Source organism: Corynebacterium sp. LK2510 (genome assembly GCF_040946405.1).
Taxonomy (GTDB): Bacteria; Actinomycetota; Actinomycetes; order Mycobacteriales; family Mycobacteriaceae; genus Corynebacterium.
In genome coordinates this window covers 1-20860 of record NZ_JAYWLR010000010.1, presented here as the reverse complement: position 1 = coordinate 20860, position 20860 = coordinate 1, and the positions used below count along the sequence as shown (strand labels likewise).

9 protein-coding genes and 2 pseudogenes are annotated in these 20860 nt (G+C 64.0%); 6 read left to right on the top strand and 5 right to left on the bottom strand.

All coding sequences use genetic code 11. From position 1 onward, the window contains the following. Positions 1-2: 2 nt before the first annotated feature. Both VVR41_RS06730 and VVR41_RS06725 read left to right on the top strand, forming a co-directional pair. Entirely contained in the window at positions 3-8975 is an 8973-nt protein-coding gene (locus tag VVR41_RS06730; RefSeq protein WP_368524117.1) for a fatty acid synthase subunit beta domain-containing protein, read from the top strand. A 398-nt stretch (positions 8976-9373) separates the two neighbouring features. Beyond that, complete coding sequence (locus tag VVR41_RS06725; protein WP_368524116.1) at positions 9374-9679, top strand: hypothetical protein; 306 nt, start codon at positions 9374-9376, stop codon at positions 9677-9679. A gap of 317 nt (positions 9680-9996) precedes the next feature. Here the strand turns inward: VVR41_RS06725 and VVR41_RS06720 are convergent, their stop codons facing one another. From VVR41_RS06720 to VVR41_RS06705, 4 genes are all read right to left on the bottom strand, one after another. Continuing rightward, a complete protein-coding gene (locus tag VVR41_RS06720) occupies positions 9997-10830 on the bottom strand; it encodes a hypothetical protein (protein ID WP_368524115.1) in 834 nt (277 codons plus the stop codon). Positions 10831-10952: 122 nt separating this feature from the next. Then, on the bottom strand, positions 10953-12116 hold the full coding sequence (locus VVR41_RS06715) for a type II toxin-antitoxin system HipA family toxin (RefSeq protein WP_368524114.1): 1164 nt from the start codon (positions 12114-12116) through the stop codon (positions 10953-10955). Next, complete coding sequence (locus VVR41_RS06710; protein ID WP_321103695.1) at positions 12113-12322, bottom strand: type II toxin-antitoxin system Y4mF family antitoxin; 210 nt, start codon at positions 12320-12322, stop codon at positions 12113-12115. Before VVR41_RS06710 ends, VVR41_RS06715 begins: the two co-directional genes overlap by 4 nt. 254 nt (positions 12323-12576) lie before the next feature. Next, positions 12577-12942: a hypothetical protein gene (locus VVR41_RS06705; RefSeq protein ID WP_368524113.1), complete on the bottom strand. Its 366-nt coding sequence runs from the start codon at positions 12940-12942 to the stop codon at positions 12577-12579. Between the two features lie 79 nt (positions 12943-13021). On the opposite strand from VVR41_RS06705, the gene VVR41_RS06700 reads away from it, so the two are divergent. Continuing rightward, positions 13022-15481: a DUF262 domain-containing protein gene (locus VVR41_RS06700; protein ID WP_368524112.1), complete on the top strand. Its 2460-nt coding sequence runs from the start codon at positions 13022-13024 to the stop codon at positions 15479-15481. Positions 15482-15487: 6 nt separating this feature from the next. After that, positions 15488-17311, top strand: a pseudogene (locus tag VVR41_RS06695) (beta-ketoacyl synthase N-terminal-like domain-containing protein); the annotation flags it as partial. 138 nt (positions 17312-17449) lie between these two features. On the opposite strand, the pseudogene VVR41_RS06690 reads toward VVR41_RS06695, so the two are convergent. Next, positions 17450-18330 (bottom strand): annotated as a pseudogene (locus VVR41_RS06690) (IS481 family transposase). 215 nt (positions 18331-18545) lie between these two features. Here VVR41_RS06690 and VVR41_RS06685 point away from each other — a divergent pair. Further along, positions 18546-19184, top strand: a complete 639-nt coding sequence (locus VVR41_RS06685) for an ABC transporter ATP-binding protein (protein WP_368524111.1) — start codon at positions 18546-18548, stop codon at positions 19182-19184. Between the two features lies 1 nt (position 19185). Beyond that, positions 19186-20860: hypothetical protein (locus VVR41_RS06680; protein ID WP_368524110.1), on the top strand; the 1675-nt coding region annotated here is incomplete at its 3' end.

Sequence of the window (20860 nt, the reverse complement as noted above, 5' to 3'; positions counted from 1 at the left end):
TCATGACTCTCACCCCCCTTCAGTCCCTGACGAACCCCGCTGTGATCTTCCAGGGCCAGGGCACCAACTGGCAGCTCGCGCTTGCCGACGCCGCCTCCTCCCCGCTCATTTACGCGCGCCTGAATGAGCTTCTCGACGCCGCCCGCCGCCAGGTCGGTCCCGTCGCCCGCCCGCTTGCCTCCGCCGTGCCGGGTGTCAACGAGCGCCTGCGCACCATCATCGACCCGGACCAGGCCACGACCTCATCCGAGATCGACGCATTCCCCGCGGTGAGCGTCCCCGGCATCGTGCTGGCCCAGATCGCGGCCACCCAGCAGCTCAAGGACCTTGGCCTCGATCTGGCGTCTGACTCCGTGCGCCTGGCCGGCCACTCCCAGGGCACCCTGGGTGTTGCTGCCGTGAAGAACCCGGAGCACGCTCTGGCCTTCGCCCTGATCCTCGGCGCCGCCGCGTCTACCGCCTACGGCGCAACCGATTCCGCGTCCCGCATGCTCAGCGTGCGTGGCCTGCACCGCGCGCAGGTGGAGGAGTTCGCGGGCGACCTCGTCTCCGTGGTCAACGGCCCGCGCCACGTGGTGCTCTCCGGCGAGCCGGCACAGCTTAAGGCCGCACGCGAGCGCATCGAGGCCGCAGCTGCCGCGTACAACTCGCGCCTTGAGGCCGCCGAGTTCGGCGGCTCTGAGCTCGTTCCCCTTTTCGACGTGCTCGAGGTTGCCTACCCGTTCCACAGCGCCACCAACGCCGAGAGCGTTGAGCTCGCTGCACAGTGGGCCGAGCAGTGTGGCATCAACCTCGGTGATGTCACCGCGCGCGAGCTCGCCCACGAGATCCTCGCTGAGACCCACGAGTGGCCGTCCACGGTTCGCGAACTGCTGAACGCCGGCACGAGCCACATCCTCAGCCTCGACGCGTCTTTGACTGCCATCACCACCAAGATCACCGCTGGTTCCGGCGTGCCGGTCATCACCATCGACTCCGCAAAGAAGCGCGACGACCTGGCCGTGCCGGGCAAGGAGCTGCCCGCGGCAGCCGACTACTCTCGTTACGCCCCGCGCTTGGTGCGCCTGCCGAACGGCAAGACCTACACGCAGACCCGTTTCTCCACCCTGACCGGCCTGTCCCCGATCATCCTCGGCGGCATGACGCCGACCTCGGCCGACGGTGAGATCGTCGCCGCAGCAGCGAACGCCGGTTACTGGACGGAGCTCGCCGGCGGCGGCATGTACTCCGAGGAGGTCTTCACCTCTCACAAGGACACCCTGGTCAAGCACCTTGAGCCGGGCCGTACCGCCCAGTTCAACACCATGTTCTTCGACCGCTTCCTGTGGAACCTTCAGTTCGGCCAGACCCGCATGGTGCCCAAGGCCCGCGCGGCCGGTGCACCCTTCAACGGTGTGTGCATCTCCGCCGGTATCCCGGAGGTCGACGAGGCCACCGAGCTGCTCGCGCAGCTGCGCGCCGACGGTTTCCCCTACATCGCTTTCAAGCCCGGTACCGCCAAGCAGGTCCGCGACGCGCTCAAGATTGCGGCCGCGAACCCGGACGTGCCGGTCATCCTCATGATCGAGGACGGCCACGCCGGCGGCCACCACTCCTGGGTTGACCTGGATGACCTGCTCGTGGACACCTACGCCGAGGTGCGCGAGTACGACAACGCCATCCTTACTGTCGGCGGTGGCGTGTACTCCCCGGAGCGCGCTGCTGAGCTGATCAACGGTGACTGGGCTACCCGCTGGGACCTGCCGCTGATGCCGGTCGACGCCGTCTTCATCGGCACCGTCGCCATGGCGACCAAGGAGGCCAAGGCCACCGATTCCGTCAAGGACCTGCTGGTCAACACCGCCGGCCTGTCGCCGGAGGACAACGGCGGTTGGGTCGCCCGCGGTACTGGCCGCAACGGCGTGGCGTCCTCGCAAAGCCACCTCCTGGCCGACATCCACGACCTCGACAACTCGTACGCTCGCGCTTCGCGCCTGATCACCAGCATGTCGATTGAGGAGTACTCCGAGCGCCGCGACGAGATCATCGAGGCACTGTCGCACACCTCCAAGCCGTTCTTCGGCGAGATCGAAGAGATGACCTACGCCGAGTGGGTCGAGCGCTTCGTCGAGCTGGCCTACCCGTTCATTGACTCCTCCTGGGACGCGCGTTTCCTCTCCGTGCTGCACCGTGTTGAGGGCCGCTTGAACGCAGCCGACCACGGCGAGATCCCCACCCTCTTCCCCGAGGGCGAGCAGATCGACCCGCGCGACGCGCTCGCAACGCTGCTCAACGCCTACCCTGAGGCACGCGAGATCAAGGTCTCCCCGCGCGACGCCGCGTGGTGGATCGGCCTGCACTACGCCTACCCGAAGCCCATGCCGTGGGTTCCGGCTATCGACGGCGACCTGAAGGTCTGGTACGGCAAGGACACCCTCTGGCAGGCGCAGGACGAGCGCTACACCGCCGACCAGGTCCGCATCATCCCCGGCCCCGTCGCGGTCGCCGGCATCACGAAGAAGAACGAGCCGGTTGCTGACCTGCTCGCCCGCTTCGAAGCCGCCGCTACGCAGTCGCTTATCGACGCCGGCGCGACCCCCGAGGACCTCTTCTCCCGCCTGAGCGATGCAACGAGCGTCGAGGAGTACCTGCGTGCCGCCCCGACCCTGGTCTGGCACGGCCACCTCATGGAGAACCCGGCCTACGCCATGTCCCCGGAGGCCTTCGACATCGTCGAGACCGACGGCGAGTGGTCGATCCGCATCAACACCGACTCCTACTGGGACGACCTGCCGGAAGACCAGCGCCCGTTCTACGTGCGCGACGTGATGATCCCGATCGACCTGCCGAGCGGCGTTGCCACCGGTGGTTCCCCGGTTGTCTCCGACGAGCGCCTGCCCAAGGCCGTCTACGACCTGCTCGCCGGCCTGGCTGGTGTGGGTTCGACCTCCGAGACCGGTGACAAGATCACCGAGATGCCGCGCATCATCGAGGGCTCCCAGTCCGCAGACGCCCCGTTTGGTGTGGCGAAGTCCTCGTTTACCTTCCTGGCTTCCCTACTCGCGGCCCACACCGCCGTGACCGGTGCTGCCCTGGGCTCCGACGTCGTCGCCGGCACCCCGGATGCTCTGGTCGGCCCCTGCTGGCCGGCGATTTACACCGCCCTGGGCTCCGGCATGCTGCCCGACGGCTTCCCCGTCATCGAGGGCCTGCTCAACGCCGTGCACCTCGACCACGTCATCGACCTGCGCGTCCCGCTGCGTGAGCTTGCGGACGGCCGCACCATCGACGTCACCTCGCGCTGCTCCGCCATCGAGGAGTCCGTCTCCGGCCGCATCGTCACCGTCGAGCTCGAGCTGACCTCCGGCGGCGAGCTGGTGGCCACTCAGATGCACCGCTTTGCTATCCGCGGCCGCGCGACCACGACCACCCCGCCGTCGATCGCCCCCGCTTACGGCGGCGGCCCGCTTTCCGACGCCGTCGAGGCCACCCCGCGCTCCTTCGTCGACCGCGCCACCGTCACCGCACCGCACGACATGACCCCGTTCGCGCTGGTCTCTGGTGACTACAACCCGATCCACTCCTCGTACAACGCCTCCGGCCTCGTCGGCCTGCAGGCCCCGCTGGTGCACGGCATGTGGCTGTCCGCCACCGCGCAGCACCTCGCCGGCCGCCACGGCAAGGTCACCGGTTGGACCTACTCCATGTTTGGCATGGTGCAGCTTGATGACACCGTGGAGATCACCGTCGAGCGCGTCGGCCGCGTCGGCATCCGCCCCGCGTTCGAGGTAACCTGCCGCATCGACGGCGAGGTCGTTTCCCGCGGCCAGGCGCTCATGGCGCAGCCGCGTACCGCCTACGTCTACCCGGGCCAGGGCGTCCAGGCCGTCGGCATGGGCAAGGGCGACCGCGACGCGTGCCCCGCGGCCCGCGAGATCTGGCGCCGCGCCGACCGTTACACCCGCTCGGAGCTCGGCTTCTCTATCCAGCGCATCGTGGATGAGAACCCGACCTCGGTCACCGTTCGCGGCACCGAGTTCAAGCACCCGGGTGGTGTCCTCCACCTGACCCAGTTCACCCAGGTCGCCCTGGCCGTCGTGGCCTACGCACAGACCGAGCGCCTGCGCGTTGCCGACGCTTTGGGTGAGGGTGCAATGTACGCCGGCCACTCCCTCGGCGAGTACACCGCCCTGGCATCGCTGGCGAACATCTTCGACCTCGAAGCTGTCATCGACATCGTCTACTCCCGCGGTTCCGCGATGGGCTCCCTCGTACCGCGTGACGCCGACGGAAACTCCGAGTACGGCATGGGCGCGCTGCGCCCGAACATGATCGGCATCGGCCCGGACGAGGTTCAGGACTACGTCGCCGCGATCGCCGAGCAGACCGGTGAATTCCTGGAGATTGTTAACTACAACATCTCCGGACAGCAGTACTCCGTGGCCGGCACCAAGAAGGGCCTTGCCGCCCTGGAGAAGGCCGCCAACTCCGTGCGCGAGCGCGCCTACGTAACCGTGCCGGGCATCGACGTGCCGTTCCACTCCCGCGTGCTGCGCGACGGCGTTCCCGCCTTCGCTGAGAAGCTCGACGAGCTGCTGCCCGCCACCATCGACGTGGACATCCTCGTTGACCGTTACGTCCCGAACCTTGTGGCCCGCCCCTTCGAGCTGACCCAGGACTTCATTGACGCTGTCACCGCCGAGGTGCCATCCGAGCGCCTCGCCGGCGTGACGGTGGACAACACCGACCGCAACACCCTGGCCCGCACCCTGATCATCGAGCTGCTGGCATGGCAGTTCGCCTCCCCGGTGCGCTGGATCGAGACCCAGGACCTCCTGCTCGAGCGCGTCGACCAGATCATCGAGGTCGGCCTGGCTTCCTCCCCGACGCTGACCAACCTGGCCAAGCGCGAGATGGATGTCGTTGGCCGCCACGTCCCGGTCTTCAACGTCGAGGCCAACCAGGACCGCGTCATGCTCGCAGACACCGTCTCCGCTCCGGAGCCGGAGATCGTCGATGAGCCGGAGACCCCCGCTGCTGAGACCGAAGCCGCCCCGGCTGCCCCGGCCGCTGCTGCTCCGGCCCCGGCTGCTGCTGAGGCACCCGCCCCGGCCGCTCCGGCCGCCACTGGCGGATCCCCGGTCACGGACCTGCCGTTCGCCGCTGCGGACGCAATCATGGTGCTGTTCGCTTTCCAGAACAAGATCCGCCTCGAGCAGATCAACGACAGCGACAACATCGAGGAGCTCACCGGTGGCGTGTCCTCGCGCCGCAACCAGCTGCTCATGGACATGTCTGCCGAGCTCGGCGTGCCCGCCATTGACGGTGCCGCAGAGGCCGACGTGGCCACCCTGCGCGAGCGCGTGAACCAGGCTGCTCCGGGCTACTCGGCTTTCGGCCCGGTGCTCGGCGAGTCCGTCACGGCGCGTCTGCGCCAGCTGCTCGGCGCCGCTGGCCTGAAGCCGGCGTTCGTCGAGGAGCAGGTCACCGGCACCTGGGGCCTGCCCGCAACCTGGACCCCACACGTCGAAGCTGAGATTCTGCTCGGCTCCCGCGGCGAAGAGTCCGTGCGTGGCGGCAGCCTCGCTACCCTGCCGGCTGTCGCCAGCAAGGCAGACGCCACCGCGCTTGTCGACGCCGCCGTTCAGGCCGTCGCCGCCCGCCACGGGCAGAGTGTCAGCCAGGCGTCGGCAAGCGCCGGCGCCGGCGGTGGAGTCGTCGACTCGGCCGCGCTCGACGCGTACAAGTCCGAGGTGACCGACACCCTCGTCAGCACCGCCCGCACCCTTCTGGCCAAGCTTGGCGTCGAGGACGAGCGCGTGGAGATCGAGGCACCCGACACCACGATCATCGACACCATCGAGGCCGAGCTCGGCTCCGGCTGGGTCCAGCAGGTCACCCCGGTCTTCGACGCACGCCAGGCCGTGCTTTTCGACGACCGCTGGGCACAGGCCCGCGAGGACCTCGCCCGCGTGGCCCGCGGCATCGCCGACATCGACGTCGCCCGCTTCGCCGGCACCGGCGCAACTGTCGCCGAGCAGGCGCAGTGGTACGCAGACAACGGCTTCTCCGGCCCGCTGGCGGAGATCGCCCGCGTCGCGCTTGAGACGCCGGAGCTCCAGTACGCCAACGACGTCGCCCTCGTTACCGGTGCTGCCCCCGGCTCGATCGCGACGGCCCTGGTCGAGCGCCTGCTCGCCGGCGGCGCGACCGTTGTCATGACCGCCTCCCGCGTCAGCCAGGCGCGCAAGGAATTCGCACGCACCCTCTACCGCGACCACGCGGCAGCTGGCGCTCAGCTGTGGCTCATCCCGGCGAACCTGTCGAGCTACCGCGACATCGACGCGGTCATCGACTGGATCGGCAACGAGCAGCGCGAGACCGTGGGCAGCGAGGTCCGCGTGACCAAGCCCGCACTCACCCCGACGCTGGCCTTCCCGTTCGCAGCCCCGGGCGTGTCCGGCTCCCTCGCCGAGGTCGGCGGCAACGCCGAGACCCAGGCCCGCCTCCTGTTGTGGTCCGTCGAGCGCACCATCGCTGGACTGTCCAAGCTGGCACAGGCGTCCGACGACTTCCCGTCCACCCGCACCCACGTGGTCCTGCCGGGTTCGCCGAACCGCGGCACCTTCGGTGGCGACGGTGCTTACGGCGAGGTCAAGGCAGCCATGGACGCGATCATGAACAAGTGGTCCGCCGAGACCGGTTGGCCGGAGGGTGTCACCCTCGCCCAGGCCCGCATCGGTTGGGTCGCCGGAACCGCCCTGATGGGTGGCAACGACGTGCTCATCCCGGCGGCGAAGGAGGCCGGCATCCACGTGTGGAGCCCGGAGGAGATCTCCACCGAGCTCATGGGCCTGGCATCTGCCGAGTCCCGTGCGAAGGCCGCCGAGGCCCCGCTCGACCTGGACCTGACCGGCGGCCTCGACTCCGCTGGTGTGTCCATCGCGGAGCTGGCGCGCAACGCCGAAATCTCCGCACCGGCCGCTGACGCAGCAGCCATCGACGGCGCGATCAAGGCACTGCCGAACGTGGCGAACCCCGCCCAGCCGATAGGCGCCACAGTTGGCAACGTTACCTGCGACCTCGACGACATGATCGTCGTCGTCGGCCTGGGCGAGGTTTCCTCCTGGGGCTCCGGCCGCACCCGCCGCGAGGCTGAGTACGGTATCCAGCGCGATGGCACCGTCGAGCTGACCGCCGCCGGCGTTCTGGAACTCGCGTGGATGACCGGCCTGGTCACCTGGAACGAGGACCCGAACCCGGGTTGGTACGACGCCGACGGCGCAAGCGTCGACGAGGCCGACATCTACGACCGCTTCCGCGATGAGGTTGTCGCCCGCGCCGGAGTGCGTGAGCTCAGCGACAAGTACTTCCTCACCGACCGCGGTTCCATCGACCTGGCCGAGGTCTTCCTCGACCGCGACGTCTCCTTCACCGTGGAAAACGAAGCAGTCGCCCGCGACATGGAGGCCGCCGACCCGGCGAAGACCCGCGTGGAGCTTGTCGACGGCGAGTGGACCGTCACCCGCCTCGCCGGCGCAACCGCACGCGTACCGCGCAAGGCAACGCTGTCGCGCACCGTCGCGGGCCAGATGCCGGACAACTTCGACCCCTCCAAGTGGGGCATCCCGGCACAGATGGTCGACAACATGGACCGCATCGCCGTGTGGAACCTGGTTACCGCCGTCGACGCCTTCGTCTCCGCCGGCTTCACCCCGGCAGAGCTGATGCAGGCAGTCCACCCGGTCGACGTCGCCTCCACCCAGGGCACCGGTATCGGAGGCATGGAGTCCCTGCACAAGGTGTTCGTCTCGCGCCTGCTCGATGAGGACCGCCAGTCCGACATCCTGCAGGAGGCCCTGCCGAACGTCGTCGCAGCACACGTCATGCAGTCTCTCGTTGGCGGCTACGGCTCCATGATCCACCCGGTCGGCGCCTGCGCCACCGCAGCCGTCTCCATCGAGGAGGCCGTGGACAAGATCGCCGTGGGCAAGGCAGACTTCGTTGTCGCCGGTGGTATCGACGACGTTCAGGTTGAGTCCCTCGAGGGCTTCGGCCAGATGAACGCGACCGCTGACACTGAGACGATGCGCGCCAAGGGCATTTCCGATCGCTTCATCTCCCGTGCAAACGACCGCCGACGCGGCGGCTTCCTCGAGGCAGAGGGTGGCGGAACCGTGCTCGTGGCCCGCGCCTCGGTGGCCGCCAAGCTCGGCCTCCCGGTGCTCGCAGTCGTGGCCTTCGCCTCCTCCTTCGGCGACGGTGCGCACACCTCCATCCCGGCCCCGGGCCTGGGTGTGCTCGGTGCAGCGCGCGGCGGCGAGAAGTCGCGCCTGGCCCGCTCGCTAGCATCGCTGGGCCTGACGCCTGACGACGTCACGGTTGTGTCCAAGCACGACACCTCCACCAACGCCAACGACCCGAACGAGTCCGAGCTGCACTCCATCCTGTGGCCGGCCATCGGCCGCGACGAGCGTGCCCCGATGTACGTCATCTCCCAGAAGGCGCTCACCGGTCACGCCAAGGCAGGTGCCGCTTTGTTCCAGGTCGGCGGGCTTATCGACGTCCTGCGCACCGGCTCCCTGCCCGCCAATGCCGCACTCGACTGCGTCGACCCGGCCGTGGGCGCGAAGGCACGCAACCTCGTCTGGCTGCGCTCCCCGCTCGCACTGGGTGCAGGCAACGTGAAGGCCGCTGTGCTGACCTCCCTGGGCTTCGGCCACGTCGGCGCGATCGTCGTCCTGGCCCACCCGGGTGTGTTCGAGGCAGCGCTGGCTGCGTCCGGCGCATCTGTCGAGGAATGGCGCTCCCGCGCCACCGCTCGCCTGCGCAGGGGTGCCGGCTGGCTCGAGGCCGGTATGACCGGTCGCCGCGAGCTGTTCGAGCAGGTGGAGAACCGCCGCTTCGCCGAGGGCAACACGCACGACGGTGAGATCGCCCTGCTGCTCAACCCGGAGGCTCGCCTCGGAGAGGACGGCGTGTACCCGCGCGGCTAAGTGCGCTGGGGCTCAGTGGCCCCGGTGCTCGAACCGCATAGGTTAAGAAAAGAAGGCTAAGAATCGCCGGTTCCTGAGGATTCCGGTGGATTCTTAGCCTTCTTTTCTTAGGCGGAAGGGCTTGTGGGGGCACGCGGGGTTATTGCTGCAGGGCGGTTGCCTGTTCACGGGTTGCGGCTGGGGCCTCTGCGCTCAGGTTAAGAACGGAAGGCTAAGAATCGACGCTGAATCAGGATTTCGGCGGATTCTTAGTTTTCTGTTCTTAGGCGGAAGGAAAATATCCCCTGCGCAGAAACCCATCTCCCCCTACTATGCATGTCAAACGCGGGGTAAGGGGGCCGTTGAATAAGCCGTCGTGGGAGTATATTGCTGCCTGCTTTTTGGGCACACTTGCTGTCGTGTACTTCGTTGCTCTCATCGTCGACTCACCGACACAGAGAGTTTCGGTGCTCGCGGCAGGAACCGCGTTTCTGGCCCCGGTTGGTGCAGCTTGCGTGGCTTGGACAGGCGTCTCGCGCACCATGCACAGTAATCGCCAACAAGACCTGCTGAAAGAATGGCACTCCGAGCTTCGCTGGGCCACTGAAATGTGCGCATCGGGGGATCCCGCCAAAGTCCCCATAGGGGTTGCGATCCTCGATGCTCTTGATGATCTACCGTTCTTGGTCAAAAATGAGAACCATCTCATTGATGCAGTCATCTAGGAAGTGACTTACAACTACGACCAGTGACAGGAGGGCTCCGTGAGACAACCACAAACCCGCGACGTGTATGTCCCCAAAACCGACGTCCCTCCGACACGTGGGCAAATAGCGGCCGCCAAGTTGATCATGAAACGTGACAGCGAGGGCAAGGGACGCGTCGAAATTACACCGAAGATCCGGTACCTGGCCGCCTATAAGGGCTAGGATCCGCGGTACCGCTATTCCTCGTGGGCCCGACCTATCGCGGGCGTTCACCACTAGTGAGCCTTTCGGTTCGATGACTTCCAAGGAGCCGGCCGTAAGCGCTGACGCGCTGCCTAGACCAACTCTAGGATCTCGAGTTCGTCGCTCTCTCCGAACGCTTCCCACGCCTCAGCCAACGTGTAGATGATGCTGAACGGGAGCCCACCGTCATCCTCCGAAAACCAGAAGATGACGGGACCGCGCGAACCAAAGTCGTAGTAAGGCGGGAGATCCACGGGCGCTCCGGTTGTAATTACGGTTTCAGCAATAACACGAGCACCTGATTCGTCCAGCTCAGCCTTGAACTTCTGGGTGATTTTCAGTTCGGAGTTGGTGCAGGTCAACGCCGAAGAGATCTCAGAACGGTATTCCAGCTTCTGCCGCGGCACAGTCACATAGGTCAGCTGCGTGTCCGCTTCGGGCCACGCCTCCTGCAGACGGGTGGCCAAGTGGAAGAGCTCGAACCCATCAGCCTGTTCGAGCTCGTCGGGAAGCTCAGCAAACCACACCTCGATAGAGGCACCGTCGGCTTTGCCCACAACCATGGGCACGGTTGTAAGCACCACGTCGTCGATGCGGGCGACGGGCATCTCCCCTAGCGCTACTGCTTCAATGGGGCGGCCATCGTAATCGTCAATCTCCGAGGCATCGGTGTTCAGACTGGGATCCCACCGGAGGTGCCCGGTGTCGATCACAGCTCGTGCGAAGCCGGGTTCTGCCTCTACTTCAGCAAGTCGTTCCAAAACCGCGGAACGCGGCACTGCCAAACCGCGCTGCCCGTAGAGGTCGTAACCGTACTCGCCTAAGGCTTCTGCTGCGATGGTGAGCGTTGTCGGGTCGAACGCCGCGATGCCCCCGATAATCTCCAGAGGTGCGACCGCGTCCTCGAAGTTGTATGTGACTGGCAATGTGTTCCTCCGTGTCGAATCAGTGCCGGGTCCACCCGTCTGCTTGTAACGCACGAATTGTTACATCCTGGCCCGACACGGTCGGCGCGGCGTTCGAACACACCGCGGCACTGCGAGAAGAGTTACCAGTGCTGACGCCTACTGCGAAGATGTCTGGTGAGATCTCGAGCTCGGCGCGGATCGAATGATGCAGCGTCGATCAGAGAGCGTGCGAGTCCGTCGGTGGCCGCGAGTGCCTGCGCGGCGATCTTGCTGGCTAGTTTATCGGTCAATCCCACGTCGAGGCATAGAGCAGCGAAACGCTTTCGGCTCAGTCCGTCTTTTCTTCCGCCAACTTCAAGGGCTAACGAATAATCCCCGTAAGGAACAGTGCTGGGAACGTCATAGACCGGCGAAAGCTCGTATCCCATGCCCCTGTTGATCACGGAAATGTTCTTGGCGTGAAGGTCGCCGTTTCCGCTCAACCATGCGAAGGCGAGCTGAAGCATTAGATCACGGGCAGCAAGCATGGGAGCGGCAGTCACTGCAAGGATTCGGTGGCAGAGTTCTTCATAACTAACGTTGTATTTGTCAGCAGGATAGATTCCCAATAGTTGCGCCGCATCCTCTACCTGGTACTTTTCCGGAAAGGTTCCGTCGAATCGTTCAACGACCAAGCCGGGGAGCCCGTTCATGTCGTGCAGGATCGACGCATCGACGACCTTCTGCTTGGCCATCGGCATCGTGCGATATGCCTGTAGGCAAGTGAATTCGTTCTCCACTAGTCCGGGATACTCAGGCGGAGAAAGCTTCACAATCGCCTCTCCCCCGATCGGCATAGCAATGGTGCGAGCAGATGCTTTGTCTTGGACTCCCGCTAGGGAGTGAGGATCCCCGACCCCAGCGTCCATCAGAATGCGGGAGAAATCGACGGTGCTGCCGGCAAGGTTAACGCTCCCTTGAAGGGCCTTCGGCCGCTTCCCCTCGGGTAATACCGAAACGTTTCCGACAGTATTTCCGCCTACCGCCAGCAACAGACCGAGATCATCATCCGCGGAAGTTTTCACCGACCGTCTTAGGGCGCTGAGCCGGCGCCCTTCTGGCAAAAGCCCGGCGAAGAATGGAGGGATCTGGCCCGGCGCGAGTTCGATGGCTCGGCTGCTCTTAGGAAGCGTAGTGGCGATGGCGGGGAGACTCGATTGCACGTATTCGGGCAAGTACTGGAACTTGGTCCCTGCCCTATCACGCACAATCGTCGCAGCAAGGGCATCACCCGCCCACACGTATGCGGTCGTCTTCCTCGTCATCGAAGTGCCTCGGGAACGTGAACCTGCACCGCAAATTCCAGACCGACCGCCCTCAACACCTGCAATGCTTTGTCAAGCTGAACTGTTTGTTTGCCTGCCTCGATCGCTCGAACCGTGCGCTCCGCTACCTGCGCAAGGTCCGCAAGTTCTTCCTGGGTCAGTTTCAATTCGCGGCGCCGCGTACGCACAGCGGTGGCAAGATCCATCAACACTCCCACCTGCCTAACACTGGACTCTTTCAAACCGGCACGAACGTGCCGTTCTTGTCACTAGCGCACTCTCGCCCCTCAGATTCTACCCACTTCCGGCACGAACGTGCCGAATTTCTACATTTGGTCCAAATGGGGCTCGCTCGAATAAGCATTCCGGCACGAACGTGCCTGCCCAATGAGGGTTCCAACCCAACAGGCCGGCACTCAACCCCCGCAGTCCAGCGTCGGCTTACGCCCCCGCGAACCCGCTACCGCCCTGCAACCTCGCGCATCTGCGCATCAAGCGCCGCGTTGAGCCCCGGGTTGAACAAAACGCAGCTAGCTGGGGCGACCGACATGATCACCTGGAACATTCCGGGACTGGCAAGGCCACTGCCGTGCGCGGAGTTGATAAGCCGATCGCGCGTCGCGTTGGCGCACTCCTTCATTTCCCGGTACGGAGAGCCAGGGGTATCGAATGGGACCGCGATACCGTACGGGTAGAGCTGGATCGCCTCGAGCGAGTAGTTCCCGATCCCGGACATCGGCACCTCAGCCCGGCCCTGGGGAGCCCACACGCTTCCGACCACGAGGACAGCGAGGACGAGGCACGAAGTTTTGCGCAGGAAAGTCATGTTCCCCACGCTACCCCTAGATTGCGGCACGTCCGCTACATTCGCATTGAGCTACATACCGCTGCAAAAGGAGGCTGCCGTGAGGGGCGAGGTCAAGAGGATTCATGTGCCATTTGACGGGATGGACAAGAAGCTGGTCATCCCCGTCTACCAGCGCAATTATGACTGGACCAAGAAGCAGTGCGCGCGACTTTTCGACGATATCGAAGAGGTCGCGCGCACCAATCGCGAGAGTCACTTCTTCGGTTCAGTGGTGGGCAACCCGGAGGATTCCTTTACGTGGGTTGTCATTGATGGCCAGCAGCGCCTGACCACGGTGAGCGTTCTCATCCTTGCCCTTGTCCACGCGGTCCGCGACGGTGAAGTGGAAGAACCGACGCCGGGGCTGACGCAAAAGCTCATGAACAACTATCTACTCGTTAGCGATTCAGGCGAGCAGAAGTTCAAGCTCAAACCCATCAAGGACGACCAGGACTCCTACTCCCGGCTCTTCGGCGACCCCGCCTACTTCAACGAAGGATCCAACCTCACGGCGAACTACTCCTACTTCCGCGAACGACTCCGCGAGACCGTCCTCGACGCAGACCAGCTGTGGAACCAGGGAATTTCTCGTCTCGAAGTGATGCACCTTGACCTCGAACCGAAGGACGACCCACAGCGCATCTTTGAAACGCTTAACTCGACCGGTCTCGCGCTCAAAGAATCCGATAAGATCCGCAACCTGGTGCTCATGGGCCTTCCCCACCGCGAGCAGGAACTCGTTTACGAGAAGTTCTGGAACGCTATGGAGAAAAACGTTGAGTTCCGCACTGACTCATTCATCCGCTGGTTCCTGACCGCACAGACCTCTAAAACTCCGAAAGAGTCCGAGGTTTTCGAGGCGTTCAAGGTGTTTGTGGCGAAATCGCCGAAGACCCCCTCCGAGATCGTCGAAGAGCTACACCAGTTCTCCACTTACGCCAAGGCACTTGCGCACTGCGCCACGGGATATTCTGCGGTGGACCGGCGCCTCAAGACGTCCAACCGCGTGATCGGTGATGTCGTCAAACCATTCCTCTGGCTGACCTACCGCGACTTGAAGGCGGGCATCATCTCAGAGGAGGACTTCGCGTCCATGCTTGCCATCATCGAAACGTATGTTTTCCGCCGCGTGATCGCCTCAGTAGCATCTAACTCTTTGAACAAGACCTTCGCCACCGCCTACTCGGAGCTGCGCAAGCAACGCCGCAACGACGAACCGTACAGCGACATCCTCGCTTACATGCTGCTTAGCCGAGGGCACAGCGGCCGTTTCCCGGCAGATGAGGAATTTGTTCAGGCCTTTCGTACCCGTGACGCCTACCACATGAAATCGACCTACCGGCAGTATCTCTTCCACGTGCTTGAGCGCGGGCACTCGAAGGACGTCGCAGATATTGCGGCCTATATCGAAAGCGGGGAGCTCACCATCGAGCACATCATGCCCCAAACGTTGAGCAACGCATGGAGGGATGATCTCGGACCGGAGGCGGACGAAATCCACCGGACGTGGGTAAACAGAATCGCTAACCTGACCGTAACCGGATACAACTCGCAGTACTCGAACTCATCCTTCGCGATCAAGAAGGAGATGCCTGGCGGCTTTTCCGAGTCCCCGTATGTGATTAACAACTACGTCAAAGCACAGACGTCCTGGGGGCTCGACCAGCTCACGTCCCGCGCCAATGAGCTCGATTCCCGAGCCCTCGAGCTATGGCCGTTGCCGCAGACTGATTTCACACCAGTCCGGGAGGTGCTTCAATCGGAACCACTTGGTGAGGACACCGATTTCGCTGGGGTTGAAGTCTCTGCCGTCGAGATCGGCGGAGCAAAGACACCCGTGCAGACGTGGACTGACGTTTTATCGGTCGTCCTCCGTGCATTGTTGGAAGCCGACCGCGACGGCGTGCTTACCGCCGCGAAAGACGAAGCAATGCTTGCCGTAGACGGCGACAGGAGCACCATGCCGGGCAACGCGAGGATCCGTGAGATTGACCCAGCACTAGGGGCTCGAGTGAACAGCTCTACCCCGCAAAAGGTGGCACTTATCCGGCGCGTGTGCGAAGCAATTGAATTCAACCCGGACGACATCGTCCTATTCGTCAGAAACCCATCAGCTCCTTTGCGTCAGCGCGACGACGCTGCCTCCGAAAACGGCGCCGACACCGATGCTTCCCCCAACCCTTACCTCGACATTGTCGCGCTTCTTCCCCTCATCGACGAGGTAGAAGGTAGTGGGCTCGACCCTGCTGAGACGGCCGAGCTCAGAGAGCAACTCACCACCGCGCTCGCCCCTCACCTGCCCACCAACCACCAGGTCGTCCTCGGAGAGCAGAGCCTAGAGGAGTTCCTCGCTTCTCATCCTGTTGCCAGTCTCAACGCAACCGAGATTCTCGCGTGTCTAAAGGTGTTCCACCTTGAAGCACAGATGATGGGTGGGGGTTACCTGCACCGCCGCATCACCGGCGGCGAGATTGGGCCGCTACTGCGCAGGCTCGGCGATGCGGAACAGGACAGCTAGCCCCCACGCGATGGCACCGTCGAGCTGACCGCCGCCGGCGTTCTGGAACTCGCGTGGATGACCGGCCTGGTCACCTGGAACGAGGACCCGAACCCGGGTTGGTACGACGCCGACGGCGCAAGCGTCGACGAGGCCGACATCTACGACCGCTTCCGCGATGAGGTTGTCGCCCGCGCCGGAGTGCGTGAGCTCAGCGACAAGTACTTCCTCACCGACCGCGGTTCCATCGACCTGGCCGAGGTCTTCCTCGACCGCGACGTCTCCTTCACCGTGGAAAACGAAGCAGTCGCCCGCGACATGGAGGCCGCCGACCCGGCGAAGACCCGCGTGGAGCTTGTCGACGGCGAGTGGACCGTCACCCGCCTCGCCGGCGCAACCGCACGCGTACCGCGCAAGGCAACGCTGTCGCGCACCGTCGCGGGCCAGATGCCGGACAACTTCGACCCCTCCAAGTGGGGCATCCCGGCACAGATGGTCGACAACATGGACCGCATCGCCGTGTGGAACCTGGTTACCGCCGTCGACGCCTTCGTCTCCGCCGGCTTCACCCCGGCAGAGCTGATGCAGGCAGTCCACCCGGTCGACGTCGCCTCCACCCAGGGCACCGGTATCGGAGGCATGGAGTCCCTGCACAAGGTGTTCGTCTCGCGCCTGCTCGATGAGGACCGCCAGTCCGACATCCTGCAGGAGGCCCTGCCGAACGTCGTCGCAGCACACGTCATGCAGTCTCTCGTTGGCGGCTACGGCTCCATGATCCACCCGGTCGGCGCCTGCGCCACCGCAGCCGTCTCCATCGAGGAGGCCGTGGACAAGATCGCCGTGGGCAAGGCAGACTTCGTTGTCGCCGGTGGTATCGACGACGTTCAGGTTGAGTCCCTCGAGGGCTTCGGCCAGATGAACGCGACCGCTGACACTGAGACGATGCGCGCCAAGGGCATTTCCGATCGCTTCATCTCCCGTGCAAACGACCGCCGACGCGGCGGCTTCCTCGAGGCAGAGGGTGGCGGAACCGTGCTCGTGGCCCGCGCCTCGGTGGCCGCCAAGCTCGGCCTCCCGGTGCTCGCAGTCGTGGCCTTCGCCTCCTCCTTCGGCGACGGTGCGCACACCTCCATCCCGGCCCCGGGCCTGGGTGTGCTCGGTGCAGCGCGCGGCGGCGAGAAGTCGCGCCTGGCCCGCTCGCTAGCATCGCTGGGCCTGACGCCTGACGACGTCACGGTTGTGTCCAAGCACGACACCTCCACCAACGCCAACGACCCGAACGAGTCCGAGCTGCACTCCATCCTGTGGCCGGCCATCGGCCGCGACGAGCGTGCCCCGATGTACGTCATCTCCCAGAAGGCGCTCACCGGTCACGCCAAGGCAGGTGCCGCTTTGTTCCAGGTCGGCGGGCTTATCGACGTCCTGCGCACCGGCTCCCTGCCCGCCAATGCCGCACTCGACTGCGTCGACCCGGCCGTGGGCGCGAAGGCACGCAACCTCGTCTGGCTGCGCTCCCCGCTCGCACTGGGTGCAGGCAACGTGAAGGCCGCTGTGCTGACCTCCCTGGGCTTCGGCCACGTCGGCGCGATCGTCGTCCTGGCCCACCCGGGTGTGTTCGAGGCAGCGCTGGCTGCGTCCGGCGCATCTGTCGAGGAATGGCGCTCCCGCGCCACCGCTCGCCTGCGCAGGGGTGCCGGCTGGCTCGAGGCCGGCATGACCGGCCGCCGCGAGCTGTTCGAGCAGGTGGAGAACCGCCGCTTCGCCGAGGGCAACACGCACGACGGTGAGATCGCCCTGCTGCTCAACCCGGAGGCTCGCCTCGGAGAGGACGGCGTGTACCCGCGCGGCTAAGTGCGCTGGGGCTCAGTGGCCCCGGTGCTCGAACCGCATAGGTTAAGAACAGAAGGCTAAGAATCGCCGGTTCCTGAGGATTCCGGTGGATTCTTAGCCTTCTTTTCTTAGCTCTTAGTTCGCTGCTCGGAAACCCAGCTAGCTGTACTGCTCGGGGAGGTTAGTTAACCGGGCAATTGGTGGGTGGCCTCCGCATGCAGTGTGGGTCTGTGGTGATCGTAGTCGTGGATCCAGCCAGCACGTGCCCTTCGACGTTTAGACTCCGATTGGTAGCACTGGGCACAGGCCCACCCATCGGTGAGTGTTCGGTGGAAGCGTTCGATCTTGCCGTTAGTCTGCGGCCTGTACGGCCATGTCCATAACGGCCTTATCCCAAGTTCGGCGCAGGTCTGCTGCCACAACTTCGCTCGGTAGCATGATCCGTTGTCGCTGATGACCCGCGTGATGTCGATGTTTCTGCGCGCGAACCATTCTGCAGCGCGGTGCAGCACCCCGGTGGCGGCTGCGTGGTGTGCCCTGGTGGCAGCCCGGTTGCGTTGGCCTTGTTGCCGACCGACATAACGCCATCCACCACCGTCGGGAATGTGGCCAAACTTCGTCACATCAATGTGGATGAGATCCCCGGGGTGCTCATGCTCATAGCGGCGTGTGACCTCGCCACTTCCACGGTCGGTGTAGGACAGTCGGTGAAGGCGGCATCGTTTGAGCACCTAGTACGCCGTCGACGATTCCACATCGCACAGCGCAGCTAGCTGCAGTGGTCCGATGCGTTTGCGCATGCGCAGCGACACGATTCGTTTGACCACTTCAGGTGCAGTCTTGTTCGGGCTTGTGTGCGGCCGTCAGCAGCGATCCTGCATTGCCTCGCCGCGTCGGTAGCGCTCAGCCCAGCGTTTGATTGTCGGCCATGAGCACTGGAAGCGGGCGGTGACCTCGGCGATGGGCACTCCATCGTCGACGACGAGTTGGCCAACTTTAAAACGGTGGCGTGGAGTCAACGCTGCGTTAGAGTGAACCATTGAGAAGACTTCTTGTGTGGATCGGATGGATTAGGACACTTCCTATTCCACTTCAGAGGTCTTCGTCATATCACCGGTTCACACAAACTCGACCAACGACTCCGGTCAGTACATCTAGGTATCGATTTAACTGCCTTTTTGCCGTGGTGACTTTGATATGTGTAGCCCAGAGGCCCAATAGATGTTGGAAACACGGAAAGCTAGAGGATGCTTAGATGGAAATCACCTGGAAAGACCTTTCATTTAGATACACCAGGTACGCTCCCCTGATTCTCGATTCTGTCTCCCTGACCCTGAATACGCCCGGGATATACGTTGTCCGTGGCCCGTCGGGGAGCGGCAAATCGACGGTGCTGGACCTTTTAGCGGGTCTGCGCACCCCTCAGTCGGGCGAGATTGTCATTGATGGTCAACGGGCTGACCGTTGGTCGGGTAACAAGACTTCACACTGGCGAGCTCAGCATGTTGGTTACGCGCCCCAAGCACCGACGCTACTTGAAAGTCTGACATGTCAGGAGAACCTGGCCCTGGCTGTTAATGTCGCCGGCCGCGGCCTTAACTCGCAGCAGCAGGTGGATCTGCTGGGGGATGTGGGCATGGCGGATTATGCCGGTGTGTACCCGGGTGAGCTCTCGGGAGGGCAGCGTCAGCGTGTGGCGATTGCCCAGGCATTATCCTCCCAGCCGGACGTGTTGTTGATGGATGAGCCGGTCAGCGCCCTCGATGAGAACAACATCGCCGTCGTTGAATCGCTTATGCGCAACGCGGCTGACAGTGGCGCGATCGTCGTGTATTGCTCCCACCGGGAGCTGTTCGGCGGCACATCACACACACTGCTGGAAATGGGGATGTGACATGCAGTCCCTCAACCCCACGGCCGCGTACCGCAGAGAGCTCAAGACCACTGTGCGCCCCTACATCGGCGGTCTGGTGGTAACCGCCGTCATAGTCGGAACGCTTGTCGGAACCATCCTGTACGTCGCGTTTTCCTCTGGCGGCAGTTCCGATCTCAAACAAGGCATGGTCAATGTCAGTTTGATCGCGATCTTTCCCACCATCATCGGGGTGCGTCTGGCGCACCAGAACTTCATCAGTGATCACCGGACCACGGTGCTAGCGCTGAAGAACCTAGGCGTTTCGAACGGATTTTTCCAGCGTCATCTCCTTCTGCAGGCGCTGGCCTTGGCGGGTGTGGCCAGTGTGTCGGCGGTGGTGCTGGGGCGTGTCATCCTCCAACCCTTCTTGAACCTGCTGTTCCTGGGCATGGGAAAAGAACTGCCCGATGTGTGGGGGGCGCCCCTACCTGTGCTGGGTACGGCACTTATCGTCCTCGGCCTTATCTACTTGACCGGGGTCGGTACGATCCGCGTCGACCGAGTTGTGGGTCAGACCAGCACCGCAGGCGCAAGCAACGCGGCAGTGAAGAAAGCCGGGAGAATTGCCGGTACCGTCGTCGCGGCACTCAACATCATCTGCGGCGTGTGGCTGATTGCCGCGGGCGGGTCGAGCATGGCGGTGGCGCTCATGGTGCTGACAACCCCGGTTCTCGCTGCGGTCATGGCAGGGCCGTTGAGTCGATTTTTATCTCGCGCCATCTCCTCGGTGCTCAGTCACACCGTCGGATGGACCGCTCCCGCGGTAGGGATTCGCTCCATTGCTGCCACGGGCACACTGTCTAGGGCAGGGTTGGCGGCTGCATTGGTGGCCATCCCCCTCGCCGGGTTCAGCTGGGCCATTTCCTCGCTGGAGGCCGGGGCCTATTACACGACCCAAAACGTCAGTGAAGCTCCCGTCATCGTCACCAGTGATGCTCGCCTTTTGGCTCCGGGGGACGCGGAGAAGGTGTGCGCCCAGATCGGAGACTCCTGCCACGGGGTTGTCTACTGGCAGCCCTCGGATATCACTTATTCGGGTTCCGAGTCCGCCTCGCGCGAGGTCGCCAACGATTACACGATCACCGGGTCAAATCTTCTGGCTATCGACGAGTTCCTCTCCGAGGCCGAGGCCCCGGCCAAGGAAGACCCCTTCCACCTCGACTACATGCAGCTTTCTGCCGCGGTGTCGGAGAATCCCCCGGTTGATCCTGACTGGGCTCTCGTTGTCACCGACTCCTCCGCACAGGCCCCCGAAGGTTACTCGGTGATGCCGGCGAAAAAGTGGGCGGAAGGATCCGGGAAGGATACACAACTGTTCTACGGCCCCAGTGGTGACGGCACCGCCGGTTTCATCCCCCTGGCCGCCTATACGTTGTTGGCAATCTGCGTCATCCTCGTCGTCGCCACGATCGGCAAACGCTCGAGCCTGCAGCGCTTCTTCTCCCCGCTTCACCTGCTGGGCAAGTCGCGATCGGGTATCCAAGCCACCGCTTTTTGGGCAGTACTGTTTCCTTACCTGACGGCCACTCTCGCTGCTGTGACGGCAGCCTTATGGCTGACCACCGTTGCCCACATCGTCACCACGGGCAGAGTTGGAGCGTGGACACCGTTCATGCCGCTGGGGCTGTGGATCCTGTTCGGGGTTGTGTTCCTAG

Coding starts and splice junctions, on each gene's coding strand:
- VVR41_RS06730 (WP_368524117.1), top strand. CDS start 3: ATGACTCTCACCCCCCTTCAGTCCCTGACGAACCCCGCTGTGATCTTC.
- VVR41_RS06710 (WP_321103695.1), bottom strand. CDS start 12,322: ATGGATCTTGCCACCGCTGTGCGTACGCGGCGCCGCGAATTGAAACTG.
- VVR41_RS06705 (WP_368524113.1), bottom strand. CDS start 12,942: ATGACTTTCCTGCGCAAAACTTCGTGCCTCGTCCTCGCTGTCCTCGTG.
- VVR41_RS06715 (WP_368524114.1), bottom strand. CDS start 12,116: ATGACGAGGAAGACGACCGCATACGTGTGGGCGGGTGATGCCCTTGCT.
- VVR41_RS06685 (WP_368524111.1), top strand. CDS start 18,546: ATGGAAATCACCTGGAAAGACCTTTCATTTAGATACACCAGGTACGCT.